The 24,174-nt window shown below is 45.6% G+C and carries 12 protein-coding genes; 6 read left to right on the top strand and 6 right to left on the bottom strand.

The genetic code is table 11. From position 1 onward, the window contains the following. Positions 1 to 4: 4 nt before the first annotated feature. A complete protein-coding gene (locus IPL83_00520) occupies positions 5 to 8,668 on the bottom strand; it encodes a phosphorylase (GenBank protein MBK9037646.1) in 8,664 nt (2,887 codons plus the stop codon). Positions 8,669 to 8,767: 99 nt separating this feature from the next. Between IPL83_00520 and ppsA the strand changes: the two genes are divergently transcribed. Further along, positions 8,768 to 11,245, top strand: a complete 2,478-nt coding sequence (gene ppsA / locus IPL83_00515; protein MBK9037645.1) for a phosphoenolpyruvate synthase — start codon at positions 8,768 to 8,770, stop codon at positions 11,243 to 11,245. A 564-nt stretch (positions 11,246 to 11,809) separates the two neighbouring features. Here the strand turns inward: ppsA and IPL83_00510 are convergent. Further along, the gene (locus IPL83_00510; GenBank protein MBK9037644.1) at positions 11,810 to 12,688 is read right to left on the bottom strand and encodes a universal stress protein; all 879 of its coding nucleotides are present in this window, start codon (positions 12,686 to 12,688) and stop codon (positions 11,810 to 11,812) included. Between the two features lie 126 nt (positions 12,689 to 12,814). Next, entirely contained in the window at positions 12,815 to 13,276 is a 462-nt protein-coding gene (locus IPL83_00505) for a hypothetical protein (GenBank protein MBK9037643.1), read from the bottom strand. 119 nt (positions 13,277 to 13,395) lie between these two features. Between IPL83_00505 and IPL83_00500 the strand changes: the two genes are divergently transcribed. Further along, positions 13,396 to 14,220, top strand: coding sequence for an insulinase family protein (locus IPL83_00500; protein MBK9037642.1), 825 nt, complete (start codon positions 13,396 to 13,398; stop codon positions 14,218 to 14,220). On the opposite strand, the gene IPL83_00495 is transcribed toward IPL83_00500, so the two are convergent. Continuing rightward, complete coding sequence (locus IPL83_00495; protein ID MBK9037641.1) at positions 14,160 to 15,194, bottom strand: transposase; 1,035 nt, start codon at positions 15,192 to 15,194, stop codon at positions 14,160 to 14,162. The two genes, IPL83_00500 and IPL83_00495, sit on opposite strands and share 61 nt — an antisense overlap. A gap of 254 nt (positions 15,195 to 15,448) precedes the next feature. Between IPL83_00495 and IPL83_00490 the strand changes: the two genes are divergently transcribed. The 4 genes from IPL83_00490 to IPL83_00475 all read left to right on the top strand — a co-directional run bounded on the left by IPL83_00490 (position 15,449) and on the right by IPL83_00475 (position 21,329). Continuing rightward, positions 15,449 to 17,593 (top strand): insulinase family protein, encoded by a 2,145-nt coding sequence (locus IPL83_00490; GenBank protein ID MBK9037640.1) that lies wholly within the window; start codon positions 15,449 to 15,451, stop codon positions 17,591 to 17,593. Between the two features lie 92 nt (positions 17,594 to 17,685). After that, positions 17,686 to 18,645: a hypothetical protein gene (locus IPL83_00485; GenBank protein MBK9037639.1), complete on the top strand. Its 960-nt coding sequence runs from the start codon at positions 17,686 to 17,688 to the stop codon at positions 18,643 to 18,645. Positions 18,646 to 18,713: 68 nt separating this feature from the next. Continuing rightward, positions 18,714 to 20,255, top strand: coding sequence for a serpin family protein (locus IPL83_00480; protein ID MBK9037638.1), 1,542 nt, complete (start codon positions 18,714 to 18,716; stop codon positions 20,253 to 20,255). A 360-nt stretch (positions 20,256 to 20,615) separates the two neighbouring features. Further along, positions 20,616 to 21,329, top strand: coding sequence for a hypothetical protein (locus tag IPL83_00475; GenBank protein MBK9037637.1), 714 nt, complete (start codon positions 20,616 to 20,618; stop codon positions 21,327 to 21,329). A gap of 364 nt (positions 21,330 to 21,693) precedes the next feature. Here IPL83_00475 and IPL83_00470 read toward each other — a convergent pair whose 3' ends face one another. Together IPL83_00470 and IPL83_00465 are read right to left on the bottom strand one after the other, a co-directional pair. Beyond that, positions 21,694 to 22,275, bottom strand: a complete 582-nt coding sequence (locus IPL83_00470; GenBank protein MBK9037636.1) for a hypothetical protein — start codon at positions 22,273 to 22,275, stop codon at positions 21,694 to 21,696. Between the two features lie 62 nt (positions 22,276 to 22,337). Further along, entirely contained in the window at positions 22,338 to 24,131 is a 1,794-nt protein-coding gene (locus tag IPL83_00465; GenBank protein ID MBK9037635.1) for a hypothetical protein, read from the bottom strand. Positions 24,132 to 24,174 lie beyond the last annotated feature (43 nt).

Below are 24,174 nucleotides of genomic sequence, written 5' to 3'. Positions count from 1 at the left end.
ATGGTTACGAGGAAAACCTCACATAAACCTCGTGCTCTTTTCCATCGTCAATGAGTTGGATCTTCTGTGCCTCGATGATCGTCTGGGGCCCATCGATCTCAACGTGAAAAAAGTAGGTGCTGCTCTTGTACTTGTATCGAATTTTAAATTTTTTCCATTCGGGTGGCACACAGGGTTTAAGAAGTATCTCACTGCCAATGACCTGAAAGCCCAGGATGTTTTCGATCCCAGCTCGGTACAGCCAGCCAGCTGCTCCGGTGTACCAGCTCCAGCCTCCACGTCCGGCGTTAGGCTCCTCCGAATAAACATCCCCCGGCAAAACATAAGGTTCTATTTTATAACGATTCACGCTTGGCAAATCAATGGACCGCCGAATCGGATTCAAAAAAGAAAAGAGTTTCCACGCTCGTTCCCGATCACCAAGAAGGGCGGTCGCAATAACTACCCAGCTGGCTGCATGAGTGTATTGACCGCCATTCTCGCGCACCCCGGGCAGGTATCCCTTGACGTAGCCTGGATCCAAATTCGTTTGATCAAAGGGTGGAGTGAACAACAAAATCAATTCTTCATTGGATTTGACAAGTTTCTCATACACAGAATTCATGGCTGTCCGCGCGCGATCAGTCTGGCCGGCACCTGACATAACAGCCCAAGTCTGCGAGAGTGAATCGATTTGACACTCGGAGCTTTCAGCTGAACCCAGTGGTGTTCCGTCATCAAAGTAAGCTCGTCGATACCAAAATCCATCCCAAGCATTTTTTTCAGTCGATTCTGCGAGGTGAGTCGCATGTTCTTTCCACTTTGTGGCTCGATCCCCATCGCCCCTTTTTGCAGCGAGTTTTTCAAAACTCTTTAAATTATCAATCAGAAACCAAGCGAGCCAGACGCTTTCGCCTTGACCTTTGATGCCAACATGGTTCATTCCATCATTCCAGTCTCCGCCACCCATGAGCGGGAGTCCGTGCCGACCAAGCTTGAGGCTCTGATCGAGTGCGCGCGCGCAATGCTCATAAAGAGATGCTTTCTGGGAAGAAACATCTGGAAGAAAGTAATTGTCCTCTTGCTCAGGGAGAAGTGATGGTCCCTCAAGAAAGGAGATCATTTCATCTAAAATAGAATGGTCCTGAGTGAGATCAAGATAACGTGAAACAACATAGGATAGCCAAAGGAGATCATCTGAAAAACGAGTCCTCACTCCTCGACCCAGCGGAGGGTGCCACCAATGCTGCACATCTCCCTCGATAAACTGGCGACTAGCCGCTCGCAGTATTTGTTCACGAGCCATTGATGGAGCAGTAAGCATAACGGCCATGACGTCTTGCAGCTGGTCTCTGAACCCGAAGGCACCTCCGGCCTGGTAGAATGCGGCCCGCGCCCAAATTCGGCAAACAATGGTTTGATAGAGAAGCCATCGATTGAGGAGCAAATCAAAACTTCGGTCTGGAGTTTCAACCTGAACCGTTTCAAGGAGATTGTTCCACTGAGTTTTTACGCGTTCAAATTCATGATGAAGATCGATGTCTTCTCGCAAAACCTTCATCAAATTGCGTGCAGAGACTCGATTCTCGGCTTGTCCGAGGACAAAAATGACCTCCACAGCTTTGCCGGACGGAATTTGAACTTCGGTCTGTAGGGCTGCACAGGGATCCAATCCACAGCCGGAAACATTGAGAAGTGGACGGTCGCATAAAATGCCTGCGGGCTGAGATAAATCTGAATTTCTCCCGATAAATTCAGTTCTGTCGCAGGTGAAAGAGGTGTGTTTTTGAAGAACTGCATTGAACGCCACCTTCCCTCCATGTTCAGGATTTCTTGGGTTGAGTGCAAAGATGGCCTGTGAAGAATCGTCGAACTCAGTGATCATCGTGGGTGCCATGGTCGAGCGTGAAAACCCCAATACCCATTCGACATAACTAGACAGAGTGAGCCGTCGCATTTTGCTTGATCGATTCTCGAGTCTGAGGCGGGACACCTTAACGGGCTGATCAACCAGAACAAATTGCTTGAGCTCTGAAAAGATTCCGTAAGCTTGAGTTTCAAAGCGACTGTAGCCTTGACCATGATGAGCTGTGTAGGTGGCGTGAGAAAGGCGAATCGGAGATATTGTAGGACTCCAAACGGCACCTGAGTCACGATCACGAATAAAGAATGCCTCACCGGAAGGATCGCCGACAGGATCGTTCGACCAAGGGGTCAGTTGATTCTCGCGACTATTTGATGACCAGGTGTATCCGCTGCCGCTTTCAGAAACCTGAAACCCAAATTCGGAATTGGCAATCACGTTGATCCAAGGGGCCGGAGTCGTTTCAGTGTTTTTGAGGACAATGGAATACTCATGGCTTTCGGTCGAAAAACCTCCGAGTCCGTTGAAAAACTCAAGTTGCGGTATCGCGGGCCCAGTTTCAGACTCTTCCGGAACTGAGACAACGGACTCGAGTTTTCGAAAGGATTGCGTCTTTGTGCGCTTCACTTGATCTGATAGGCTTCCTCCATGTGTTGAGAAAATAGCGCGAGCTTCGCTTGTCAGCAAAATACAATCGGCTTCTGAGATTAAATCTCGGCGCAAAACAAATACCTTGCCATGTTTACTCGCTAAAATATCAGAAGGGATAAAAGCCGTCTGAGCCATTCGTTCCAGAGAGAGCTGCAGATCCTGCGAATAGGAGCTCGCAGCTTCATTAAGTATGACAAGATCGGAGTGAAATCCTTTTGTGGATAAATATATTTGAGCTTTGAGCAAATGGCGAACGAGACTGCGATTCTCTATGTCATCAATTCGGACAATCACAATGGGAAGATCGCCTGAGATTCCCAAGGCCCAAAGTGCCCCTAAATTCTTGATGTTCTTCTTGAGTAACTCAGAAGGAGGTCGCAGAGAAGGGTCAGAGTAGATGAGGCGAGCGGCCAACTGTTGAAAAAGATGGGCTTCGTCTGGTTCCACTCCAAGATGAAAGAGTTTGATCTGAGCCTGCTGCCAGGCCAATTCGTTGATTCGATTGAAAACAGAGGCATCACTGAATTTTTCCGCCATGATATCAATGGCCTCACGGGTCTCTGTGACTCCGAGAGAAAAAACCAAATGGCAAGTATCCCCCGGCTCAAGGCGAATTCGTCTGCGCAGACTCATCACCGGATCGAGCACAGATCCTACCGTGTCTGAAAGGTTCTCTGATTCAAAAAGAGCAGCTGGCCTTCTGAGATTTCGTCCGCGACCCAAAAAACGGGAACGATCGGTCTCATACTGGAGAGGCCCTACTGAATGAAAATCCGTGTGTAGGGCGTGCATCATCCAGAGCCGTTTATCCTTGAATGATCGCGGGCGTCGGCTTGCAATTAATGCCGATATCTTAGGATTAAACTCAGTTTCAACAAAAAGATTTGAAAAGGCAGGGTGAGCGAGATCAGATTGATGTGCATTTAACACGGACTCAAAATAGGAAGTGACCTCAAGCTCACGAGTTGATGACCCCCTATTTATGAGCGTCAATTGACGAATTTCAGCATTTTCCTCGGGAGAAACAAAAATATCAAGCCTACTTTCTATCTGGTAATCTTCTCTTACAATTTTAACCCGATCTTCCGAAAATGAGGCCTGATAGCGAGCGGATTCAGAGCAGATCGGCTGGTAGCCTGCTGACCAAACTTTTTTTCTTTGACAGTCCTTTATATAAAGAAAAAATCCATAATTATCGCGAGTCGTATCCTCTCGCCAGCGCGTGACGGCCAGATCATGCATTCGACTAAATCCGGCTCCAGCTGCGGTTACCATCACTGTGTACTGACCATTAGATAAAATATGAGTGGCTGGTACAGGTCGATTGACGGCAACACATCGGCGAGTCGTGTGTTCCGCCGATTCACGGATCACCTCCACCCGATTCTTCGAGTCGGGTGCACTCAAGGTTCCGATATTCAGCGGTATGCTCTCTTGCAAAAGTAGGCTCGTCGCCTGAATAGAGGGATCCAGATGAAATCGCTTCTGCATGGAAGAGTCCGAAAAAATATTTGCCAGCGCGACGAGAGACATGCCTTGATGATGGGCCATGTATGCTTTAACAATGGCTTTATTTCGTCCTTCTTGGAGACGGCTGAGAGTAAAATCGACGGCCTCAAAAAAGCCAAAAAGTCCGAGAGCGCCCTGGGCTTGCAGCTGACGCAAATTTTTGACCGCTTGCGACGGTCTGTAGAGAGTCGCCAAAATTGAAGCATAGGGTGCGATCACCAAATCTGCTTCTAAACCGCGCTTAAGGCCCAAATCCGGGACTCCAAAACTGGAATACTGGTAAGTGAAGTGAAGATCACGCTTGTTGTAAGCCGACTCAGAGATCCCCCAAGGCAGATTTTTCTCAAGTCCGTATTGAATTTGTCTGTCTACGGCGCGGCGACAGGAGTCGTCGAGAAGACTGCCATGGGGCGACTGCATCACAAGACAGGGCATAAGATATTCAAACATCGATCCTGACCAAGAAATCAAGGCTGGGTCTGGCCCCGCCCGAACAAGATTTCGACCCAAATGAAACCAATGAGAAGCGGGGACATCCCCCTTGGCGATCGCGATAAAGCTTGTCAGCCGGGCCTCCGATGCCAATAAATCGTAATAACTTTGGTCGAGCTGATCTTCGGCGACTCGTAGTCCGATTGAAAAGAGTTTGCGCTTAGAATCGTAGAGCAGTCTAAAATCCATTTCCTGAATCAGCTGTCGAGAAATGGCATGGATCTCCTTTGTTCTTTGGACAAGAAGTCTAGAATTTTCAGATGTTTTCTTCAGACATTTAATCAATGCCTCAAAAAGATCTGAATGGCCCTGTTGAGGGTGGACTTCGCTTGCTCTGAAAGCCATCAGCTCATCTAAAATCTGAGAGCAGTGAGTTGCAGTTTCCTCGAGAGGAACGCGTCGATTGAGTCTTTGGCGAAAACTGCTCCACCAAGTGTGATCCATTGACAGCTTAGTATTCAATTGTCCTTCGTTCGCAAAATCCCTCCATTGTGACAATGACAAGTAATCCCTGGCTGAGCTTTCTATATCGTTTTGAAGGGCCTGACACCAGTTCAAGATCTCGTAGGATCCAGTGGGTTTAGTCATGGGAAAGATTGTCATGCATTGCTGGGTGAAGGCTACGGATTGTGATTGTAAATTCGTCCAGTGCTGAGACCAATTCTTAATCTGTTCAGTTTCTGTCTGAAGAAGTGAACGCAGAACCACAAAGGCCTCCTTGACATGTCGGAAATTTTCGTCCGACTGTGTCCGATTGGTTCCAAGGCGGTTCAATGCGTTTTCCAAAATCAAGGCTGTGCCAAGTATGCCCGAGTTGATGACAGGAGGTTGAGGAGGCGACCTCAAAATCTCAACGCATCCCTGGGCAATAGCAAAAAGATGACCCGTCAGATTGCCATTGTCCACTGAGGAGATGTAGCGCGGCTCGAGGGCCTTGAGATTTTTGATGTCATACCAATTGTAGAAATGCCCTTTGTGTCGGGGCAGCAGAAGGAGACTTTTGAGTGTTGACTCCAAGCGGTCGATGGTCTCGAGAGTTCCGATCCAGCCAAAATCCTTCGCCGCAAGAATCGACAGCAAATAAAGGCCAAAGTTTGTCGGCGAACTTCGATGAAAAACGATGGGATGTGGGTCCTCCTGGAAGTTGTCGGGTGGCAGGTCATTCGATTCAGCTGTGACAAACGTGGTAAAAAATAACCAGATTCGTCGGGCCGTGGAGCGAAGATAGGCAGCATCATCCGGCTTGATGAAATTATTCACGTGATTTCTATTTTTGATACTAAAAAAGCGAGCCCACCACGGAGAGGTGAGCCACAAAAGCAGTGTTGGGGTTGCAAGTGAAACTGGATTTCCAATTGAAAATAAAAAAATAAAGCCTGAGAAGCTGAGAAGAATGGCCCCACGCATACTCAACACGAAACTTCGCAGGTCAAGATTGGCAGAAGCTTTTGCTTGAGCCGCAGTTGTCCACTCGAGGCGCTTTTTGCCACTCACGACCAGGCGATAAAAAGTCCGACCGATGGCATCAACAGAAATCCAAGCATGGTACGGCAGCAAAGTAAAAAACAAGAAGGTTCGCCTCAAATTGATTTCAAATTTTTTGTACACGGTAAGAAAATGAAGCAAAAGGGACTGATCTCGCTGCCGAGAGAAAGAATCTGTCCATAGGCTGATCAGAGTGGGGGTCAAAAGACTCGTTGCAAAAAGCAAGAACAGAGGCCAACCTCTCCACCCCGCAAAGCTTGTTGCTAGAACAAAAAATAAAAAATTAGCTGGTGCGACAAGGGATCGGCGAAGATTGTCGATCATTTTCCATCGTCCAATGAGGGAGATCCTGTGGCTCGGAAATCCGAATATCCAGGGTAAAAGTTGCCAATCTCCGCGTATCCAGCGGTGCGTACGCAAGGCAGCAACGTTCGTGTGCGAAGGGAAATCCTCAAAAAATTCAATGTCACTGAGAAATCCGCAGCGAGCAAAGTTGCCTTCCAGCAGGTCGTGACTCAAGACAGAGTTTTCAGGAATTTTATCTCGTGTTGCTTGTTCAAAGGCAGCTAAATCGTAAATACCCTTACCACTGTAAGATCCCTCTTGAAAAAGATCCTGGTAGACATCTGAAACAGCAGAAGTGTAGGGGTCGATTCCTGAGGCCGAGGAAGAGAGTTCCCTAAAAATTGAACTCTCGTGAGAGTCTGCCAGCAAAGGAGTGATGCGGGGCTGGAGAATTCCATATCCAGCGACGACGCGCCCTTTTGCTTTGTCGAAATGAGGATGATTGAGAGGGTGAGCCATCACCCCTACGAGCTTGCGCGCGCAACCTCGAGGGATCTTCGTATCCGCATCGAGCGTGATCACGTAGCGAACCTCGTCCGGGACCAGAAGTTCGGCTCCAAAAAAAGCCCCATAGGTCGTATCCTTTGCGCCTCGGAGAAGCCGATTGAACTCATAAATTTTTCCGCGTTTCCGCTCCCATCCCATCCAGCAGCCTTCCTGCGGATTCCACATTCTTCTTCGATGGTAAATGGAAAATCGAGGATGCTGTCCGGTTTTAACGGGGTAACGTTCATTCAATGCCCTGATCTCTCGATGAGCTGTGGCAAGAATCTGCTCATCATCTTCCGTCACCTCAGATTGGGCATCTCTTCCGTCTGTCAATAAAGCGAGATAAATATTCTTGTCTCGGTTCGAAAGATAATGAACCTCAATCTGTTCCAGTTGTCCCCTGATTTCCTCTTTATCCGTAAACACAGTGGGTACAACAATCATAGTTCTGCAGTTTTCTGGAAGGCCATTTTCAAAATTCATTCGTGGCAAATATTTCGGTCCAACCAGGGCCACTGTTCCTCGATTGACCAAAGCGATTGCGATTTCAGAAGACAGAACCATCGAAAGAAACGCAATCACAAGAGTTTGGAATTCATTGCGGAATTCAGCGAAGGCGTAATCTGCAGTGAGGTAAGAAAGGAGCATCGTTAAAATGAAAATGGATCCTAGATAAAGCAGAGTCCCGTACTTGCTGTAGACACTCGAAAATCTTTCTGAAATGCTGGGCCGAAATCCGATTGATTTTTCAAATTCATGTCTTCCTGGTCCAATCAAATGGGAGCCTGGGTCTGAAACAATGGCTCGTGCAATCTCAATCTCAGAAGAAGTTGAGCCCTGAGCGAGCACTTCAATTCGATGGCGATAGCGGTCACGCGTGACGAAATCTAAAGAAGGAAATTCAGAACCTTCACACAATATGTTATCGACCAGACTGACTTGCTCAAAGAATTCAGGCCAATCCATGGACGAAATTTGCCGGGTGCTCGTGACAATGTTTCGCGCAGTGGCATTTGCTGCGGATTGGCTATTGTGTTCAATGGTCACCCAATCCTCAAGGCTTTGGTTTTGAGCGGCCAATCTCTGTTCGATAAACCGCAAGAAATGTCCCACATGGGCTTCTTGAAGACGCAGTCTATGCAGAAGCTGGACGGCAAAGCTACGCGCAATAGGCCGCGAAGTGAGAAGATCGATGGCTTGTTCAGAACTGATTTTCTGGGTTTCTCCAACTCCCAAGAGAGAGTCTGCAATAAGGTCAGCCTCTTGTCTTCCATTTTGCGATTCGATAATTCGAACGGCTAAGCGCCTAAAGTTCTCAATCAATACCAGCCGCAGAGAGATCGGAACAGCCCACAATTCACCAATTGTAAGAGGCTGTACTCGCTGATAGGCTGAAATAAAGACTCGCAAGACTTCGGGGTCAAAATGACTGTCTGTGTGGGCCACAAAAGCCCAAGCAACTCCATAGACGCGGGGATGGCCTGCGAGTGCGCCCGCCGCAATTTTTGGTAACTCACGATAATATCGGGGTGGAAAGTGCTCATGAATGTCTTTAAGTTGAGCGCGAAGCAAATGGAAATTATCAACCAGCCATTCAGCAGCAGGCGTGATGGCTCTCCTTTCATCGATCGCACGTAAGATGTGGCGATAAGCCATCTCCAAGATTTGGCGATTTTCCTTGATTCGCCGATACAAATCGACCCCATTGTGTGGATGATCAGTAAGATTCTGTGCTCGTGCCAAGCTCTCGGCATGACTTTCGAGCCGAGAGGTATTAAATATTTCGGCTCGGATGGGTTCTTCAGACTCATTGACTATCACATCGGTAGCAGAGCGATGGAATTTTTTTCTCATTACTTATGATTCTCGCATCTCAACTTGTGGAAAGCAAAAGGAATCCAGAGTTCAGATTCTCGACGAACGAAGAATTCTTCCCTTTTAAATTTTCTTGGTATAGAAAGAGGGCAGGTGGGGGTTGATGTGCGCACTCAATTTATTAAATGGTTTGAAGAAATTTCGATTCAAGATATTCCCCTGGTTGGAGGAAAAAATGCATCCCTGGGAGAAATGTTTCAGCGTCTCACTCCTCAAGGGATAAATATTCCCCCGGGTTTTGCTGTGACGGCCGACGCGTTTTCGAGCTTAGTCGCCCAAAGTGATATTTCAGAGAAAATTTATTCAATGCTTTCGAGTCTCGATACACAGGATACGAGCGAGTTGGCAAAAGTGGGTCACAAGATCAGAGCAATAATTCGAAACGCCGGAATACCCGAAGAGGTCGCCCACGAAATTCGAAATGCCTATGCTGAACTTTGCCATCGGACGGGTGTTGCGGAGCTCGATGTGGCTGTCAGATCATCGGCTACGGCAGAAGATCTCCCTGACGCTTCATTTGCCGGACAGCAAGAATCCTTTCTCAATGTGCGAGGAGCGAATGATCTCATCACTGCCTGCCTTAATTGTTTTGCCTCACTCTTTACGGATCGAGCAATCAGCTATCGATCGACCAAGGGATTTGAGCATGAAAAAGTAAGGCTTTCTATCTGCGTTCAGCAAATGGTTCGATCGGATCTAGCGGCCTCGGGAGTCATTTTTACATTAGACACAGAATCTGGAGCCAGAAATGTCGTCCTTATCAACAGCGCCTATGGTTTGGGTGAGAATGTCGTCGGAGGTCGTGTTGACCCAGATGAATTCCTTGTTTTGAAACCACTTCTGAGGGAGTCGGGTAGGAACAGCGAGATAGTTCCGATTTTACGTCGGAAGCTGGGTTTAAAACAGGTGAGGATGGTCTATTCAGGACATGGCAGTCGGACGACTCGAAACATTGAAGTTTCTCAACGTGATCGTGAAAGGCTGTCCATCAATGACGAGGACGTCATCAAGCTGGCCCAATGGGCCACCGCCATTGAGCGATATTACTCCAGTTTGAATGGTCGTGAAACCCCGATGGACATTGAATGGGGAAAGGACGGAAAAACGGGTGCTCTTTTTATTTTACAGGCGAGGCCAGAAACGGTCCACTCTCAAGAATCTGGCCTTCAGCAGAGTTCGCATTTTTTAAAGGAAAGATCAGCTGTCCTGATCACAGGGCGAGCCATTGGTTCGAAAATTGGATCAGGGCCTGTTCGAATTGTTAACAATGTATCTGAGTTGGGTGAATTTCAGGACGGCGAGGTCTTAGTGGCTGATATGACCGATCCTGATTGGGAGCCAATCATGAAAAAGGCCTCTGCCATCATAACTAACCGAGGTGGGAGAACCTGTCACGCGGCCATCGTGAGTCGTGAGCATGGCGTGCCCTGCATTGTGGGAACGGGAACTGGCACAGAAGCGCTTAGGCTGGGTCAGGTAGTTACCGTTTCTTGCGCGGAGGGCGACGAAGGTTTTGTGTATGATGGGCGCTTGTTGTTTGAAGAGGAGAAAGTGAATTGGACGTCCCTTGAGAGGCCACGTACGAAGATTATGGTCAACTTGGGAAACCCGGCCCAGGCTCTCAAAACATCTCTTTTGCCTGTAGATGGAGTTGGCCTTGCGCGGATCGAGTTTATCATCAGTGAATACGTCAAGATCCACCCAATGGCGCTGGCCCATCCTGAAGAGATAACTGATCCAGAAACCAGAGAGAAAATCGAGAATTTGTTGGGAGGGCACAAGAACGATCCGAGGCAATATTTTATCGATCGACTGTCTGAGGGTGTGGGTCTCATCGCTGGCGCATTTTATCCAAGACCCGTCATTGTTCGTTTTTCAGATTTTAAATCCAATGAGTACGCGGGTCTTCTAGGGGGGCAGAAGTTTGAGCCGATCGAGGAGAATCCAATGATTGGGTTTCGAGGGGCTTCCCGCTACTACAATCCGCGCTACCGCGACGGATTTGCTCTTGAGTGTTATGCGATAAATCATCTTCGGCAAAAAGTGGGTTTAACTAATATTAAAGTGATGATTCCATTTTGTCGTTCTCCCGAAGAGGGGCAGAGAGTTTTGGCAGAAATGAAAGGCCACGGTCTTTCTCAAGGAAAAGATGGTCTCGAAGTCTACGTGATGGCTGAACTTCCCTCAAATATTCTTCGTGGTGAGGAATTTGGAGTGATCTTTGATGGCTTTTCAATCGGGTCGAACGATTTGACCCAGATGGTTTTAGGCGTCGATCGGGACTCCTCCGTGATAAGTCACCTTTTTGATGAACGTGATCCTGCGGTTCTAAAGATGCTTCAGATGGCGATTGAGGTCGCAAAGAAATCTGGTCGACCTATTGGAATTTGCGGTCAGGCCCCGAGTGATTTTCCTGAAATATCGAAACTGTTGGTTCAGTCGGGGATCAATTCGATTTCGGTGACCCCCGATGCTGTCTTGAAAACGATCCGCGTGGTCTTAGATGCAGAAAAGTCTTGTTTGCCTCTTGTCGAGCTGAAACCGAGTCGCTCGTGAGAATAGCCAACAGAGAGCTTGGCTTTGATATTTTTGATTCAGATATAGTTTTAAGTCTTATTTTGCAAAAGGAGCGATAATGAAAAAAATAACCATATTTTTGTTTGTCTTATTGTTAATTCCGTCTGAATTGTTAATGCCATGTGCTCGAGCGAAGGATATCGAGCTGAAGAGCTTCGATTTTAGGGATTATTCAATCACTTTTGATTCGGCTATTTTTTCAGGAGATGTTTCAAGCAAATATCGTAGTGACAAACCCTTTATTTTAGCCGCCGCAGATTCAGATATTATCGGAGTCTTGGAGTGCGACGATTCTCTTGTTTCCCGTCTCGATAAAGAATATCTCAAGCTCACATTGACCGATCGAACATGGAATTTGACTCCGGCCATGGCCATCTTGGCGATGAATGCGGAGGAGTGTCGCGCAATGGGTGATTCAATCGTTGAGGGAAGATCAAAAATTGAAATTCACACGGGAAAGAAGTCCAGTTTTAGCTACCGCTATGCAAGTAAAGTCTTGCCACTCGAACTCAACCTTCTTCCTGTTGAATCAAACAACCAACTTTATTTTAATATCAACACAGGCATATTGCTTTCACGCACAACTCTCCTTGTGACACTGCCTCCCATTAAAGCTGCTGTGGGACCTGTCTTTGCCGCGACAACAATGAGATCTGCTTTTTCCTTTTTAGAAGATCTGAAAATGAGGTCGGCCGTCCCTCGCAGTTCGGATGAAATGATGATACGAGTAGGGATCTTGGCACGTTTACACTCTTGCTCCATGGCAAGTTTCAATCGATTGACCTTTCTCCGGTAAGCATGAATTTTTGGATTGGATTCATCCAGAGACCAATTGTACGTAGCTTCCGCATGATGAAGCAAAATGAGACTGGCCTTCATTTTTTTGCAATGGCCAATGACCTTTTTAAGCTGGGCCTTTGAGTCTGTGCCAAAATCGCTGGCGAAAAGGACTCTTTTGATCTTGGGCTGAGTGTGGGCTTTTGGATTCAGTAGAAGAAGACTTATTTTGCTTCTGTGAATGGCTGTTTCTGCGAAACTACCTATTGCGAACCGCAAATATCCCCTGCGTGCGTGAGTGAAAAGTCCAAGAAGATCTGCTCCACGCTCTTTTGCAAGTTTGAGGAGGCGGTCAACCGTTTCGGTGGTGGATAGGGTTCTGTGTTCGACAACATGAATTCTCTTGTCTTCGAACTTTAAACCAGCTTTTCTCAATGCCATTTTTATCAATTTTTGAGGATAAAGGCTAAACCTCTCTTCAGCCGGCACATCAAATGCAAGATTCAGAAAGGACTCAGTCCGCGTGACGACGAATCCCACTTCAATATTTTCGGAAGAGCCAACGAGCTGTTTGAGAGTATTGTGTATTCCTTTTATTCTGATTTTATCCTGATGAAAGGGTTCAACTGCCCACAAGGCTTTCATGGTGTATCTCCTCTTTTCGCACTGTTGCCTGACAAAAAGCGTTCTCATCTTTTTAGAGTAATGAACTGTCTTTGTTAAATCTTCCGTAACGAAGTCTACCTCGAAATTGTCGAAGTAATCAAGTTTTTACATTTCATTCGAAGAAGGAAAAAATACTGATCGATATCGTTGATCGAAAGTCTCGAAGTTTGGCTCTAACATAGCAAATACGTCAAATCCATCGGGCATAGATGGCATTGGAGTGCCAAATACGTACGCGTAAACTGCCATGCTGTAGATTTTCGCAACAAGGGCACTTCCGCGATTCATCGGGGTTGCATTCAGCATCGCAAAAATGAGGCGCATAAAATCAACATGACTTTTTGTCTCCGCAACTCGAGTCGTAATTTTGAAAACATGGTCCATGATATCACGTGAATCATCTGGTCTGGAGTGAAAAACAACCAATAACTCAATCGGCATTTCTCTTCCTGGTATCTCTGCATTGAGAATATACAATTCAGAGCCAGGTAATTCACCAACAGTTGTATGAACATAGTTTCGTCGCTGAAAAATCCACTTCTTATGGAGCACATATTCGTCTTGCAAGGGCTGTCGAGTTTTCTCATCCAGGGATGAGGTTCCGTACTCATTAGAGAAGGGCCTTGGCTTGAATTTTGCTCATAGGACCCAAAATAATCGAAGTAGTTTTTTTGCAAGGAGCACGCGTGAATAGAGTCAGAATTCTTTTAAATTCGGCTGTGATTATTTCTTCTATTTTTGGCATTTTTACAGTAAGCCTCGCTCAGACGACACAGGATGCGAGGATGAGGACGGAGTCATTTAGCCTTCCGAACGGAATTCAAGGAATTGCCGTTTCGATTCCCAGGGCAAAGTTGGCAAGCATAGGCGTGTCCCTGCCTGTTGGCTATTTTGATGACCCTGCTCAGCATCCTGGATTAGCCCACTATTTAGAACATATGCTTTTTATGGGATCCAACAAATTTCAATCCGTGTCGGATTATCGAAATTTTGTTGAGAATCGAGGGGGAAATTCAAATGCCTTCACCTCCAAACATGAAACAAACTACCAGCTTTCTCTTCCACCAAAGTATATGTCTGAAGGTTTGGAACGATTCAGTGATTTTTTCAAGGCGCCTCTGTTTGATGAAACCTTTTTAGAGAGAGAAAAGATAGCGGTTCACAACGAGTTTCAAAACTATCTGCAAAATGATGGGTGGCGCTTTCGTCGAATCATCCATTTAAATTCTGGAGCGAGCCACCCCATCAGCAAATTTTGGGTGGGGAATTTAGAATCACTTAAGAACGCAAAGAAGACCGATGTTCAAGAGTTTTATAAAAAACACTACGGTGCCGATCATATGAAGATTGCGATCACAGGACCGCAGCCAACCTCTGAGTTGGTAAAGCTAGCCACTGCTCACTTCTCTGAGATTCCGCGAAGAAACATTGAGCCCGCCGTTAATGCCGTTCACTTTTGCCTCGGCACGGTCGATGCTGACGGATATATTTTCCGAGTTTTTTTAACCTGACGCGGATAAGATCTGGATCTGCGTTTTCTATGTTCAGTCGAGACTTTCAAAAGATACCTGAGACGACGACTGATACGACGATGTCTTTTCATTGTTAGGTCTTCAAGGCTGTCCAGGATGAAGTCGACTATCAGTTTGAAATTGGATTTGGTGTAATCAAAAAGTTGATCAAGACTGCATCTCTTTCGAAGCACTTGGGCCATCTGGACTCTGGCCTGATTCATTAGCCAAAGAATCGTGTAAATTTCCTGTAAAATTCCATTTAAAAAATGCGAGTGCCACTGTTCCATCTTCAGCGTGTGGGTCATATCCCGATTGGCGGTCTCAGCTTCCCAGCGGAGCGCATACAGATCATTGATTTCCTTGTTCCTAAACCGGCTTCTCTCCAAATTCGTTGCAAACAGGGCCGTCTCTCCAGTTCGAGGATTCACAACTTTGATCAAATGAATGAGGGTCCCTTCAAACTCAAAACTGAAGTTTCTCTTCGAGCTTTTGGCAAACGTGATGATCTCAGGTAAGATCCAGCCATCTTCTTTTAAACGAGCTACAAAGTAGCTTCCAGAGCCTTGGTGGGAACGAACCAGATCCTTGCAAAAGAAAAGGCGATCGTAAAGTGTGAGACTCTTCTCCTCCAGTCCCACCGCAATTTCCATGGCATTGTGCATTTCCTCATTGGCGTTGGAATAGCGAAATGCTTTGGTCACACCGCCAAGCACATCGTAGCAGTGAACCACATACATGCGCGGGTAATGGGTTTCTTTGTCGTCGGCACAGGGGTACCCACGGTATCCTTGATTCAAAATGTCCTCAGTTCTGGGAAGTTCGTACTGGTCGCCATCTGTGGCATAAACCCGAAGGCCTCGCCAAGTTCGACAATGAGGTTCATACTTCATGATCACATCATCGACTTGTTCTTTGAAAAATTCAAAACTGACGCGGCCTCGCTTTTTACTGAGAGCACTCTTGGCCGGCATATTCTTCAGGTCGGATTCAATATCCCAAGTTCGAGAAAGAGCGTGGAAGTACCCCTCATCATTTTTTCCACCTACAAGGTGAACTATTGAAAGAAATAGATTTTGCGGATTGAATTTTCTTGCCCAAGAAATTCTTGAACCGATGAGATGTTTTTCGTTGAATTGAGCATCAAAAGTTGGTAGTCTTAGCGCAGGGTGTCTGACGCGAACTCGTCATCTGATTTCCTTTCGGTGGAAATTAAAAAAGTTCGCATGTGAAAGAGCAGCATCAACCTGCTCTTTTTTTATTCTCCAACTTCACTCGAAAAATTTCAAGAAATTATTTCGCTCAAGTAAAAGTGAACGGCATTAAGCCCGCCGTATATGCTGCTCCTGAGCCTCAAGATCTGCCACGGCAAATTGAAGTCATGGCGGCGACGAAAGAAAAGACTCTTGATCTTTACTTCGCCGTGAAGCAGCCCACAGTGAATTGGATGCGTAAAGAGATCGCCTTTCTCGTTAGTCTTTTGAGCAAGAAGCACACTGGATCTTTGTATTCGATTCTGGCCGAAAAAGAGTTGATATCCGATGTTTCGGCCTGGAATGCAAAATATCCGGGATTTAGTTTCATCAGTATTCGACTCAATCTAACGGATAAAGGCGTTAAAGAGCTTGATTTGCTCAAGAGAGTGGTTTTTGGGTATATTCAGTTTTTGAAATCCAAAGGAACAGTAACCACGTTAGTTGACCTTCTAGCTGATTTTGAGCGTTCTGCTGCGAGAGCTTATAAAGAGCTCGAATTGTCTTCAAGCGCTGGCGAAGCAGGGCAATTGGCGTCTCTGCTACTTGAATTTGGCAAGGGAGATGAGCTTTTGAAGAAAGCTTATCTTGGGGAGCCCTTCGATCAAAATGCGTTTAAGCAACTTCTGGGCGAGTTGTCTCCGAAAAAAGTGACGGCACTCTATATGTCAGATCGAACAGATCTTCCAGAAAAGTGTCCAGTTTGGAACATTCCCTATTCGGTCACAAAAATGTCGGTCGCCGAGGCACAGTCTCTAGAGGAAGCCTCTGCTGCCGAGGAGATGAAGCTTCCGACAAAAAATCCATATGAACCTCAGAACTTTGGCCTGTTGGTGACAACAACCGATAATAAGTTACTGGAGCTCCCAACGGAGAATCGAGGAACTCTCTTTTTACTGAGGTCTGCTGAGTACGCTATTCCTAAGGTCTATAGTTACTTTGACTTGAGAAGTGATCTTATCAAGCGTACAGAGAGTTCTGAGGCTGGCAAGATTTTGCTGGCTGAGGTATTGAAGCAATATCTGAGTGATCGGATAACAAAAGTACAGAGTTCTGGGCAGTCCGTCGGGATCGTGCTCGGGCACAATTCTCTTAATTTTTCGATGATTTCCTATCCCGATACGTCTCAGCTTATTCTGAAGGATTATCTGAAAGGGATTAAGCAATTTGGGGAGGATTTGAGTCAATTAGATCCCTCCGTGCTCGAGACAATTAAGGGCTCTGTGGTGGATTCAATTCATTCAAAGAAAGTTGAAGATCCCTATGTTCGTTCTTTTGATGTCGCAAATTTACAACTGATCCCGCAGGCAGTCGATGCCCTGGAGATCGTCGATGAAGTGAGGGCAACCACAGTTGCGGATCTCGTGGCGCAGTGGAATCGACTCACGTCATCCTTCGGAGTTGAATCTCTCGTGTATGGCAATATTGATCGGGGAGAGGCTCAGGCCCTTTATGATCAAATATTTCTCAGCCTTAAACCCGAAAAAACCATTGATCGTGAGGGTTTGCAAAATTTGAAAAACGAGGCTGTTTCGATTCGGGAGAGCTTTGCCAATCGGACTGTCGTAGCTTCTAGTGAAAATTCGAACAATTCATTTTTAAGTTTCTATGAATTAGGACCCAGGTCTCCTCGTAACTCAGCGATCATGTTAGTTTTGGATAAGCTCATTGGGCCGTCCTATTTTGGGGAGCTACGTACTCGACAACAGCTAGGTTACATTGCTCAGGCAGGAGGTCAATTCTTCAAGGAATTTGTGACACTTCAAACTTTCATTCAATCGAGTCAAAAGTCGGCGGACGATCTTGAGAAGGCGAGTTATCAGTTTCTAACAGACTTTGCAGCTCAAGGTTTTCCACCCCTCTTGGAGGACTCAAGCTTAGAAAGCACTCGATACGCCCTGCAGCTTGATCTCCAATACAGGGGGGCGACATCGGCAGAATTCTTTGAATGGCTGAAGGAATCAGTTTTTGCGAACGATGGAGATCTCGACCGCTCCAGTAAGGTGGCCAAGGAATTAGACAGTCTGAGGGGTGCAGACATTGTGCAGGCGATGAGAGACCTTGTGACACCAGGTCGACCAGGAGTTCTAACCGTGAAAATAAATGGGAAATCTAAATAACGGTGAGATCAAATGGGAAATCAGCAAGGGCCGAGAGTCCCCTTTGTTTTTGTTTTTGACGACGAACAGAATAGGCGATATTTCTCGCCACTATGATGATGGCTGAAACAAGTTTGCAGGAATTTAAGATTTGTTCATTTTATAAATTCTTCCCTCTCTCTGAGGTGGAAGTGGAAGATTTAAAAGATAGCCTCAGGGCGGCTGCTGAAAAACTGGGAATACTTGGTTTATTTATTCTGGGACCAGAAGGTGTCAATTCAAGCTTTTCAGGCACATCTGACTCGGTTGAAACCTTCAAATTAGACCTATCTGTGCTCCTGCCCGTCGATGATGGTCTTGTGTTCAAGGATAGTTTTGCCAATCGCCCTGCTTTTCGCGATCTTAAAATTAAAATTCGCAGGGAAATAGTGACACTTGGACGTCCAGATCTTTTGCCGAAGGGCGCTCGCCGGCATCTCTCGCCAAAGGAGTGGCACGAGATGATGAGTCAGGAAGACGTCATATTAATCGATACCCGAAACAGCTATGAATATGAAACGGGCCATTTTCGAGGAGCCATCGATCCAAAGACGAGGGAGTTCAGTGAGTTTCCTAAATTCTTAGATCAAAGTGGAATTGAAAAAGACAAGAAGGTCATGATCTATTGCACCGGTGGAATCCGTTGTGAAAAGGGTATTCTCGAAATGGAGGAGCAGGGATTCACAAATGTTTATCAGCTTGAAGGTGGGATTCTCAATTATCTCAAAGAGTATCCTCATGGTCATTTTGAAGGTGAATGCTTTGTTTTTGATTATCGTGTGGCGCTTGACCAGAATCTAAACCCGAGTGAAAAATATCGACTTTGTCCTCATTGTGGCCAGCCGGCTTCTGTGCGAATTGACTGTATTCAATGTGGCGTTCCCGAAATTGTCTGTCAGAGTTGCCTTTCTCGAGAGCAGCAGTTTCACACATGTTCTAAAAATTGTGCTCACCATTTTCGTTTGGGACATCAGACGACTCGCGTGCATCTCGATGCTTTTAACAAACGGAGCCCCTTGCCTGAGAAAGTGTGATATTGAGCACCTGATGGTTATTCTTGCAATTGATTTTCCACCTCTTTTTATTGTTTAAGGAGCATCTAATGAAATTTATGAATAAAATGTTTAGGGTTTCTGATGGAAGTCCGAAATTGGGAGTGGATTTTAGAAATATTTCAACGGCAGCGAAAGTGAAGGCGAAGACGATGGCGAAGGCGTCAACCGTGCCATCAGTACAGATGATCGTGTCCGTTTTATTCTGTGCTCTCTTGCTAGCGGGACACTCTGCTGGCGCTCAGGAGAGAGGGGCGGGATCCAGAAGTCCTTGTCAGCTCAACTTACTTGGCTTTACTCGCGCAGAAACGGTTTTTTCGCAGGCGCTGATGGAACGATTGATTTTTAGCAATTTCCAGAAAGGAAGTGACGTGAATCAAGTTCCCAACATCGTTCTTCCATCAGCGCCAGTTGTAAATGCGATGGTAATGGCAGCTCTTGGAGCAGGTGAAGACACTCAAACGAGAGACCAGTTCCTTACAGTTCTTGGGATTCCTTCAACAACGACTTTTGAGAATCTTTCAGAGACTACCGCTGCCTTGATTGGGCGGGTTCAGTTGGATGGTGATGGATTAAAAAGTCCAATCAGTCGTCTTGTAAACATACTATTTCTTAGACAAGGGGAAGTGGTAACCTCTCACTATCAGAATGCGATGAAAGCGAGTTTTGATGCCCCTGTGTCTTTATTGAACCCAGACGAAATTGACCGGGTGAATAGTTTTGTTGAAACGGCGACCGACGGCAAGATTAAAAAGCTGTTAAATGAAATCAATCCCCTTATGAAAATGATTCTAGTGAGTGCCAGCTATTTCAAAGGTGGTTGGGTGCATCCGATGAAAGAAGGACAGACTCGGCCTGGTGATTTTTTTCCTTTTGGTTCAGAAAATTCTGGAGGGAAGGCTTCGAGCTATCAAGTTGGCATGATGAGAAGCGTGGCGCCACATGGATACCTAGACAGGCAAACATTTGAGGCTGTGGAAATTGCGATAAAGGGGCCTTACGTGTCGGGGCAGCCAGGCGAGGTGCTGCGACCTCGGTACTCAGCTCTTTTACTTCTTCCTAAAGCCTCCAGTACACTCCAGGATATTTTGCCTTCCTTGCAAGAACCCGGGGCCCTTGATGCAATGGTTTCAAAGATGGATCGAACCGAAAACATTGAACTGATTGTCCCGAAATTTGATTCTACCTGGGATGGCGATCTTATCCATCCTCTCATTGAGATGGGGCTTGTTTCCCCCTTTGATATAACCTCAAATTTTTCTAACATGCTTGAAACCACTCCAGATGGTCTTGTCATCTCGCAGGTGAAGACGTCTGGGTTTGTTGAGTTCAACGAGAAAGGAATTGCAGGGGGAGGTGCAGCGGCCATTGAAATGAGTTTGAGGGGTGGGCCAGGCACAGTAGAGCGTCGAATCGTTTTTGATCATCCCTTTTTGCTTGTCCTCAGAGACAACGAGCTTGGTTATACGTTTCTTGAAGTGGCGGTCTTTCAGCCGAACAGAACTAACCCGGACAGTACTAACCCAGACAGAACTGAGCTGAACGGGAACGGGATGAGTCCGCCGAGCAGAACTCAGCGGTGGGCGAGATAAGAGTTTTTGAAATCGAACAAAAAGAGATGTACGATTTTTCATGATCTCTGATTAATAGAGCTCACTTGAACTACATTCTTTGGTATCGTTCGGATGGATGCTTCATTTAGACAATTAAATGGTGGTTTGTCAAAATTTGACAGGTCTTTCAATTTTTGTCTAGAGGATATCAGCAATGACCCTTGTGAAGTTGTTTACTCTTTCTGTTGTAGTCTGTTATTCGTCAATTTCTTATTCTCAAGATTTTGATGTTGCATCTTTTGCAAATTACGTGGGAACCTTTTTAAAAAAAGACCTAGGAAAGCATTCCTACAATGAAAGATCAAAGGTAATGAACGAAAGGCTTAACCCTCTATCATTTTGAAAACTCAGAACAATCCATTGATTAGGAAAACAGATTATTGGACAGCAATTCCCTTCATACCTGAAAACCTACAACCTTCAAGCTCTGTTCAAAACTATTATGCAGCCTATTTTTGGATAGGGATGGAAATAGACTTAAAAAGATTTGATATTAGAAGCGGTTACTGCATGGAAGAGTATCCGTTAAATCTTGTGGATTTAAGTGAAGAGCAATTGATTGAATTGATAACACCGTATTTAGAAAAAGTAGAAAATTTAGATACTCCTCGTTTCGATTGTAAAAATCCTCGTATTAATAGCGATGGAAGTTCAATAACAGGCTCCTCGGCCGGAGGAAATCTTTCAAAGAGGGAAATACTGGAGTACGGATATCAATATCTACATGTCGCAACACCTCTCTTTTTGGAGATAATAAAATTGCCTTCTGCATCCTTGAGCCAAAAGGACTTATTTAACCTTGCATACAAGTTGTACGGAAATGCTTGGACAGCAATAGGAGTCATTTCGATGATGTCAGCATGGGAGTCTCTAATTGATCGTCCAGGAGCTTCTATGTTAGCAAGTAAGGTACAGCCGATCATTAAAAATACCAATGACATGACGGGTACTACTTATCATTTTTGGAACTACTTTACTCGCGGTATTTTGTTTCAGAGCGGGTTAGAGATAGTCTCGTGGGGCTATGAGACCGAGGCCAAGCCGATAAAATAGGAATCGAGGCTGCCCGAATTGTTAGGGAAATATTAAATCAAAAAAATGACAATCTGTCTAGAGACTGTATTAAGGTCGATAAAGTAAAGGTTTGTTCAAAAAATTAAAAAGGGTTTGGTAACTTAAACCCGCATGTATTTGACTCCACCTTCTAGGGTCGAATTGGGCTCGGCAAGCATTTTGGAAAAAACCTTATTAATCCAAATCTTGAGTTGCCCCATGGGTTGAGCACTTCTTCTTGGTGGTATTTGAGGCGTGCTTCGGGTGATAGACTCCTTCTCTAAATGAGCCACACCATATGGTGTGGCTCGCATTTAAGTTGATCATACCTCCAAAAGGAGAGGTACGATTTGATCTCTGATTACTAGAGCCCACTTGAACCACATTCTTTGATGGCAACGACTTCTGTTCTTTTTGCCCCTTCGCATCGGTAATCAGATGGTTCGCAAGACACGCGTCTGTAATTTTTTATCTGCTTCACGGTCTGATATGTTATAGCGACACACTTTGGGTTTCGGCTGTCAGTGTAATCCATTGTGCAAACTTCCTGCCGGTAGCTTGGACCTGTCACGAACACCTTCTCAGGTATTCTTACATATTTCTCACTAGTACAGATGTATTGAGGATTCCGATAATCGGTCCTGTCGAAATGCCCTTCCTGACACACTTTTTTTACAGAGGATTTTCGATGGTAACGATACTCGTTCGTGTGTGAATCAATACAAACTAGATCGGCCTTAATGTCCTCTCCGATTTCAGGAAAGTAGACTTCGCCCTCAATCCATGACTTGTTGCCGCTCGCCGAATCGATATCCTCGGTCAAGTTTTGGGCAAAGCCATTTCCGGAAAAGGCCAATTGGGTTGAAAAAAATAGAATTGTCGTCAATAAGCGATTCTTCATAAAGGGACCTTCCGCATTGAAAATGTTTTTGTTAATAAAAATCATTGATCTGAATCTCCTCACACTTATAAAGGCAGGAGTCTCTTTCGGGTCAAGAAAATTCGCTTTCAAAGTGGGTTGCACCCTTGAAACCTTTGTGCTTGAATCCCTTCCTGAATTTTATTCACTTGTAGTTTTGACAAAGACCCAGGTCGCAATAGAACTGGAGCGCCGTAAGAGTCGCGAAGCATCGAGTTCAGTTCTCCGTGAAAAACCTCGAAGGAGTTCCAGTCGGTGCAATAGACTGCATCAGTCTCACCCAGAGAGCGATTGAACGAGGATTCTTTGTTACCTAGGTTATAAAGTTGGTTCCAAGGAGTATTGTCTGCCTCTGTGCCTTTGACATCCCATCCTCGGTCATTGTTGAGGGACAGATCCTTCCAGAATGGAATTTGATTTTGAGTTCCAGTTAAGCGGATGAATACCGTCTGTCCAAAAATTGATTCGCCATTTTGGCGAGTCAAATAGATGATATTTTCACAGCCGTAAGCCTTTAAAATGAGCGTGGGGTGGAGGTCTGACCAACCTCCGGCAGAGACGTACTTTTCATGAGATTGAAGATTGGTCCAGCGTTGAGTGTAGTCCTTCGTGGCTTCAGTCAGAACACTTTCTCGACTCGAGTTTCTAATTAAATTTTGGATGTTGGTTAAACCTGGCTCAGCAGGGCTGATGGACAATACTTCAAACCAATTGGCGGATTCCAAAGGCAGAAACTTTTTACTTTTTAAGTCTCCTTTTTGAATAAATGGCTCAAGGCCAGTTTGAATTTTCTCAAGGCTGCTTTGTTGACCCCAATATCCATATGCAATGTCCGTATCAAAGTTGATCGAATAAGAGGAGTAATCAATATTTTGATTGGCAGTGTTGTACGCGCTCATCATTTGAGTGAATTTTTCCTTAGCTTCTCCTTTGATGATTGAAGTGGTCGCAAAAGATGAAAATCCCAGTCCGAGGGACTCAAAAATTCTCTGATTGCGATATTGGGACCAAGGGGTAGAAAGATACTGATCAACCAATTGTGTAAATTCGTTTTGGCAGTTGGCAGAGAGATCAGCAAAGTGTCTGCCGTATCCTTGTTTTGAACAGTTGTTGAGAAAACTCATCAATTTTGTTTGATGTTCGTTTGGTGTATTTCCTGCGTAGAAATCGCCAATCTGTCCAATGAGAAGGGCGAAATACTTAAAGTCTATCAGACCAGGTCTGAAGAAAATGTCTCTATCGGTTGTGGCGTTGAATTTTCCAAAAAATTCAAGAGCCTCTAGTGCCGCCTTCCGAAAATGCGCCGGATGACTCGCCAGCCCCCTCAGAATCTCAGGATTGAGCAGGGGGCCGTACTTCTTTAGGGCCTCATAAAGTTCCTGAGTGAGCTTCTGGCCTGGGTTTCTCGCTCCATTTGTGGCAGCGAGGGATTTCATCAGTATCTCAGTGACCTCCGAACCCTGGGACATGAGGCTATTCAGGAATTCAAATCCACTCACGGCCTGAGAGTGACGGGCCAAAGCTTGCAAATAAAATGGCATTGATTTGATCAAAAGACTTTGTCTTTGTCTTCGCTCAATCGGATCAGCTATCAAAGCCAGATCCGGGTTAAGAGCCACCGACTCAACTAAAAAAGTGGTGATGGACCCCGAGCTGCCGCCAGCAATTGCCTGTGGCATACCGAGTTCTTCGACCATTCTTGCCATCGCAGGCCAATGAGCGGCAATAAGCTCGCCGTTCCCCCTGATTCCCACGCAATAGTTCGGCTGCTCAATGTGGCCGAGAGCAGCGCAAAAGGGAAATGCTAAGGACAGCAGTGATAGAAAACCAATGGCAATCGACTTTGAAACAGAAAGAACATTCTTCTTTGCTTGCGACTTCATGAATCCCCCTCAATTGAGACACTTTTCTTTGCGATATACATGC

It is taken from the genome of Bdellovibrionales bacterium (genome assembly GCA_016716765.1).
Taxonomy (GTDB): domain Bacteria; phylum Bdellovibrionota; class Bdellovibrionia; order Bdellovibrionales; family UBA1609; genus JADJVA01.
Note: the sequence above shows the minus strand (reverse complement) of the source record. Positions and strands in the feature narration are given on the sequence as shown.

Excerpts from the sequence above, each read along its gene's own strand:
- IPL83_00520 (MBK9037646.1), bottom strand. The coding sequence starts at position 8,668 with ATGAGAAAAAAATTCCATCGCTCTGCTACCGATGTGATAGTCAATGAG.
- IPL83_00510 (MBK9037644.1), bottom strand. The coding sequence starts at position 12,688 with ATGAAAGCCTTGTGGGCAGTTGAACCCTTTCATCAGGATAAAATCAGA.
- IPL83_00495 (MBK9037641.1), bottom strand. The coding sequence starts at position 15,194 with ATGCCGGCCAAGAGTGCTCTCAGTAAAAAGCGAGGCCGCGTCAGTTTT.
- IPL83_00485 (MBK9037639.1), top strand. The coding sequence starts at position 17,686 with ATGATGATGGCTGAAACAAGTTTGCAGGAATTTAAGATTTGTTCATTT.
- IPL83_00480 (MBK9037638.1), top strand. The coding sequence starts at position 18,714 with ATGAAATTTATGAATAAAATGTTTAGGGTTTCTGATGGAAGTCCGAAA.
- IPL83_00470 (MBK9037636.1), bottom strand. The coding sequence starts at position 22,275 with ATGATTTTTATTAACAAAAACATTTTCAATGCGGAAGGTCCCTTTATG.
- IPL83_00465 (MBK9037635.1), bottom strand. The coding sequence starts at position 24,131 with ATGAAGTCGCAAGCAAAGAAGAATGTTCTTTCTGTTTCAAAGTCGATT.